Origin of the sequence: Pseudomonas sp. LFS074 (genome assembly GCF_047978165.1) — a bacterium.
Classification (GTDB): Bacteria; Pseudomonadota; Gammaproteobacteria; order Pseudomonadales; family Pseudomonadaceae; genus Aquipseudomonas; species Aquipseudomonas putida_P.
The window spans coordinates 1-4,800 of sequence record NZ_JBFPFV010000011.1 but is presented as its reverse complement, the minus strand read 5'-3'; the positions used below and the strand labels follow the sequence as shown (position 1 = coordinate 4,800).

The following is a 4,800-nucleotide window of genomic DNA, read 5'->3' as shown; positions in this document are numbered from 1 at the left end:
GAGCAGGCCAGGAACTGGGTGAACAGCTTCGTGGCCTGGTACAACCATGAACATCGCCACAGCGCCCTGAAGTTCGTGACCCCGGCGCAGCGACATACTGGCCAGGCAGAAGAGTTGCTGCGCAAGCGTATCGAGCTGTACGAGGCGGCGCGTGCACGGCACCCGGAGCGCTGGAGCGGCAACATCAGGAACTGGGTGCTGGCACCAATCGTGTGCCTGAACCCGGAGCGGGAAGCGGTACTGCAGCAAACATCAAAGGCAGCGTGACACGCTCACGCGACAACTACCTTGAAAATCGCCGTTTCCCCCAATTCCTTTGCGTCCGTAACCTGTTCTTGGTATCGGTCTTATCCGGAAATCCTCATGTGGCAGGGTTCGGATACCGAGCATCTCGTTTCCCCGCTGCAGTGCCGACGCCACATATTCTCCAGGTAATGGTGTGAAAATCTTCATTGCTATAGCATCCTCATTTTTGGAGAGAACCACTGCATGCCGAATCCCCCTCGCAATCACCATTTCGTTCCACAACACTTTCTCAAGGCTTGGCAATACGCTCCTGGGAGAGTCTTCCGCTACCGCCGACTGCCTTCGAATGGTGCGCTGGAAATCAAGCCGGTTGCTATAAAACATACTGCTTCGATTGAGGACTTGTACCGTATCGACTTTCCCGATGGGGGATTTGAGGTCGAATCCAGCCATATTACCCCGATGATTGATGAAGCGGGCCATAAGATCATCGAAAAGGCACGTAGCAGTAGAGTTCAGGGTTGGAACCATCTGGACCGCCGACAACTGGCGAACACCCTGACGTTTCTGGAGGCTCGCCATCCCGACATTCTAAAAGCCATGGATATCCGCTCGGAACTCGATCTTATTAGGCAAAATATGAAGGATGAGCAGATCTCATCACATACTTCGATCAATGAAGTGGTTGACTATTTTAAATCAAGCAAGTCCCTCGGTGCGATGTCGTTAGTCCTATTCGCCCAGAACGAGATTTCGCCGTTTATTGACGAGGCATTTTCAGATGGACTCTTGAAGGCAACCATGCGGGAGTACAATTGGGAACAACCGGGCTTGCTCGCATCTGATTACCCCGCATCTCGCTGGGGAGACTATTTGAGGGACCTGTTGTTCATCATCGCCATCTCGCCAGGTAAAGCTTTAGTATTCTCCAATAACCCCAACGTTGTCGTCTATGATCATCTCAAGCCGCACGTACGTGCTCGGCTGATCAATCTGTATTCCTTGGCGAAGGCGCGCACGGCTTATTACTTCGACGAGACTCAGGGCGAGTTTGTCAGCGCTCATCTCGGCTGGGCTCTAAACCGCTCCACTCTTTCAAAGCAGCGCGACTACGTCAAAGATTTTTTACTCGCCGAGAATGCTTGGGACCTCTAGCATTTTTCCAGATGGCAAATTGCCTTCAATTGACCAGTGAGCCTCATTGAGGCTGACCATGAGGAGCCGGTTCCAGCAAATCTATAGCAGGCCGGTAGCGATACTCTTGCGGCGAAAAGCGTCCCTGGGGGCCAAAAAACAGCCTGGCTGTGAACTTTTCCAAGTAGGTCACCGCTTCCTCTGATGCGTGCTGTACGAAATAGGCCCGCTGCGCTGCGGGCAGTGTGGCGCGGTGAATCAGACAGGCCTTCACCATTTCTGCCAGCACAGAACCGCGAACGTCGTAACGCGCATCTACGGTGTGCAGGACAGTGCAATAACAGGACTGGTATGCCGATTGATGATCGACCTGCCATTGGGTATCCCGATTCATCCCTGGCTCCCCGCCTGCCAGGAGGCTAGGAACTGCAGCACTCGTTCAACTTGAACCTGACTGACCAGTTGCTCCGCGGTCTGCTGTTCGAAGGTCGGTAACGGCTCGAGTCGAAACCAAGTGATCGCCCGTTCGACGGCGACTCCGCTCTCGTCTAGGGCCAAGATCACCCGCAAGACATCCGCGATAAAGCGTTGCGTCGCTTCGGCGTCGGATGCGCTGGTAGCATCTGGTTTGCTGTGACGATAGGCAGCGATCTGACCGGCAAACTCGGTAGGGCTGAGGCCAAAGATCTCGGCATAGCGCTCGACCGAATAAGGCGCCCCGCTCGTAGGACACAGGTAGTCGATCAGTTCGGCGGCCGACAGTACCGCTGTCTGGAGTGTCCCCTGGTTCATGGCGCATTCCTCCTGCCACGTTTCGCTCACAGCATGCCCCCAAACCTGCGAGAAGCAAAGCTCCCGTTCGCTAGCCCAGGCCATTTATGACCTCATTTTCCAAGGAGTCCCCAAAGCTATTTTCCGGAGCTGGTCGGAACCAAGCTCATCCCAATGCTGACGGAAAGATGGTTGAGATAGCCATAGATGTTGATCTTCAGCAGTGCAGCAGGGTACGCAGGGCGTCCAGTTTCGGTGAGAACCACACCACTGAAGCCCAACGGGTGAGATCAAGCTCATCGTCGAGCACATCGATTACTCGAACCTAGTTAGTATCTGCGACATAATCATCCAGGCTCTCAGGCCGCAACGTGCATTAATCTCGATGCTTGCCTTGGAGGAATGGCCTCATGGACTACTCCGCTATGACTGCCGACGGCAGAATAACATTAGCACTGGTCAAGGTTTTACACAGCCTGGGCCGGTAGAAGACGCTGGCGAGAGGCAGCTAGCAGCATGCGGCACTAGTTTTCTACGCTTGGTTTTCCGATCAACCGAGAGTGCTTTGGTTGGACCATTGGCGTCTAAAAGGCTAATAATCGCTCTGCAATTTAAGCAACAGCCTTTTCGGCCAAAAAGCCAAAACCAGGCCGTGAGTGGGTCCGGGCAACTGACAGGATCTGCCTGTATTTCGCTGTCCACAGGGCCCTTTTGTGGAGTGTTTAGCAAACCGATACTATCGTCGCATTACTTTCACGCCTAGGACCCTTTTATGCATATGAGCTTCGGAGCTGGCGACCTTAACGAATACCTTGCTGACCTGTCGGGTTATAAAGTTGGTTTGGCTTTAACCCTGGAAGAACTCTACGACCATCTCAGTGGTGAAGAAGGATACGCAGATCTCGCGCGAGAATCTGAGCAGGGCGGAACCACCCCGACGGGTTGAGCCAGCTGGAGCTCCTGAGTCTAGTCCAAACAGGATTCTTTTTCAGCGACGTGAAGTGCATGGTCGAGTCATCGAGCCTGTTCAAGGCTCGTAACCTCGTCGGGCGAATCACAGGAAGATCGACCAGAAGCATTCACCGTCTGAGCCATCCCGCTCAGGCCCATCGTCTGGATGCCCAGCAGAGCGCGGTGGCGTTCCAGTATGCGAAAGGACTGGAGCTTGCATCGAAGGTATTTGGCTCTCAGATGCTCGCGGAGCAGTGGCTTTGTCGGCCGTGCGGCCGTTTGTTGGGGTTTGTACCCTTCGAGATGCTCGACACGTCGCTCGGGTTCAGCGTCGTAGCGGACTATCTTGAGCGTATACGCTTGGGTGTCTACCAGTAGCTTGCCTGAGGGCGAGGTTGGTATGCGGCGAGGAGGCAACGCTACCTCTTTTTACATGCGGGACTTACAACCTTGTAATTCCCGTATCACTCAATTGACAGCGATCAACCCCTAATCTTCAGTCACGTTTATTGGAGTGATTGAAATGAAAGTCATCAAAAGTATCACCGCTATCCTGGCCCTAGTGGCTTCGTCAGCCGTACTCGCCGAAGGAGGATCCGACCGTCTGCATGGAAAGATGATTCAGGCCAATGAGCAAGCTATGCGAGCTTATGCCGCTGCCAAGGGAAAGAACCCACCGGAGGTGATCCACTATCGCTACGGGATGCGGCTCGACGTGGCGAAGGTGATCAGCATGACGTCGACCAAGGCGAGCTGTGACGTGATGCCGGCACAGATGAATTACGAGGATTCCAACGGAGACGTGAAAATCCTTGAATACCGGACCGCTGGAGTCGGTTGCCGGGGCCAGAACTGAGCACTGAGCGAGTGGACAGGACTTACTCTGATAAAACGCCGGGTTGAAGCGTCAATTCCGGCAATAGATCGCCTGGTTACCGGCTTTCATGACTGGTGGAGTACGATGAGGACTGGTAGCTCAGGCAGGAGAGTCCAATGACTCAATCAGCGCGCACCACGGTAAAGTGCCTAGATCCCGGCGACGGCTCCGGCGATGTGATTGTGGAATTACCCGATGACATTTTGCGCGAGCTCGGGGTCACGACGGGCGACAGACTCTCCATCGAGCTCATCAACGGCGATATCGTACTCAAGCCAGTCCGCGAGCGCCGTGAATCTGACTAGCTACCCTTTGTAGCCCCTCTCTGTCGTCCTGTTGAGCTGATGAAGCTTTCTAGCGGGGGAATAAGGGACGGCAGTCAGCCTACCGCCGTCCTCCTGGTAGGTGCGTTATTTGGCTGGATAGTTGGCGACTACTTGGTCCTCGCCGCTTTTGATTAAACCAATGACTTGGTAGGCATGGCTTACGCCATCAACCTCCATGCCTGGGGACCCAGCTGGCATTCCTGGTACGGCGATCCCGACTAGATCGTTCCGCCCCCTGAGTTCTCGAATCTGCTCAGCTGGCACGTGACCTTCAACAAACTTTCCGTCGATCACAGCTGTGTGGCAGGACGCTAACCGTGGCGATACGCCCAGCTTCTGTTTCACTGCGCTCATGTCCGTCTCAACATGGTCGGTCACTTTGAAACCATTGGCTTCCAGGTGCGCGATCCACTTCTTGCAGCAACCGCAGTTCGCGTCTCGGTGAACGTCGATGGACAATGGCTCGGCAGCATAGGCCGCCGAGGTCACCAGAAG

8 protein-coding genes and 2 pseudogenes are annotated in these 4,800 nt (G+C 54.5%); 6 read left to right on the top strand and 4 right to left on the bottom strand.

Annotated elements, in window-relative coordinates:
- A pseudogene (locus ACNQP3_RS29150) lies at window positions 1-267 on the top strand (IS3 family transposase); the annotation flags it as partial.
- A gap of 222 nt (window positions 268-489) precedes the next feature.
- A complete protein-coding gene (locus ACNQP3_RS29145) occupies window positions 490-1,401 on the top strand; it encodes a DUF4238 domain-containing protein (protein WP_016489903.1) in 912 nt (303 codons plus the stop codon).
- 43 nt (window positions 1,402-1,444) lie between these two features.
- On the opposite strand, the gene ACNQP3_RS29140 is transcribed toward ACNQP3_RS29145, so the two are convergent.
- The 3 genes and pseudogenes from ACNQP3_RS29140 to ACNQP3_RS29130 form a co-directional block, all read right to left on the bottom strand.
- Window positions 1,445-1,774, bottom strand: coding sequence for a hypothetical protein (locus ACNQP3_RS29140; protein WP_016489902.1), 330 nt, complete (start codon window positions 1,772-1,774; stop codon window positions 1,445-1,447).
- Window positions 1,771-2,172 (bottom strand): hypothetical protein, encoded by a 402-nt coding sequence (locus ACNQP3_RS29135; RefSeq protein ID WP_024717850.1) that lies wholly within the window; start codon window positions 2,170-2,172, stop codon window positions 1,771-1,773. Before ACNQP3_RS29135 ends, ACNQP3_RS29140 begins: the two co-directional genes overlap by 4 nt.
- Window positions 2,173-2,327: 155 nt before the next feature.
- Window positions 2,328-2,521: pseudogene (locus ACNQP3_RS29130) on the bottom strand (IS5/IS1182 family transposase); the annotation flags it as partial.
- A 402-nt stretch (window positions 2,522-2,923) separates the two neighbouring features.
- On the opposite strand from ACNQP3_RS29130, the gene ACNQP3_RS29125 reads away from it, so the two are divergent.
- The 4 genes from ACNQP3_RS29125 (at window position 2,924) to ACNQP3_RS29110 (ending at window position 4,284) form a co-directional block, all read left to right on the top strand.
- Window positions 2,924-3,097, top strand: coding sequence for a hypothetical protein (locus tag ACNQP3_RS29125; protein ID WP_016489901.1), 174 nt, complete (start codon window positions 2,924-2,926; stop codon window positions 3,095-3,097).
- 59 nt (window positions 3,098-3,156) lie between these two features.
- Window positions 3,157-3,480, top strand: coding sequence for an antitoxin Xre/MbcA/ParS toxin-binding domain-containing protein (locus ACNQP3_RS29120; RefSeq protein WP_012316933.1), 324 nt, complete (start codon window positions 3,157-3,159; stop codon window positions 3,478-3,480).
- A 145-nt stretch (window positions 3,481-3,625) separates the two neighbouring features.
- On the top strand, window positions 3,626-3,958 hold the full coding sequence (locus ACNQP3_RS29115; RefSeq protein WP_012316932.1) for a DUF2790 domain-containing protein: 333 nt from the start codon (window positions 3,626-3,628) through the stop codon (window positions 3,956-3,958).
- 137 nt (window positions 3,959-4,095) lie between these two features.
- Window positions 4,096-4,284: an AbrB/MazE/SpoVT family DNA-binding domain-containing protein gene (locus ACNQP3_RS29110; RefSeq protein WP_016489899.1), complete on the top strand. Its 189-nt coding sequence runs from the start codon at window positions 4,096-4,098 to the stop codon at window positions 4,282-4,284.
- A gap of 105 nt (window positions 4,285-4,389) precedes the next feature.
- On the opposite strand, the gene ACNQP3_RS29105 is transcribed toward ACNQP3_RS29110, so the two are convergent.
- The coding region (locus tag ACNQP3_RS29105) for a DUF411 domain-containing protein (RefSeq protein WP_416470699.1) at window positions 4,390-4,800 on the bottom strand (411 nt) is incomplete at its 5' end.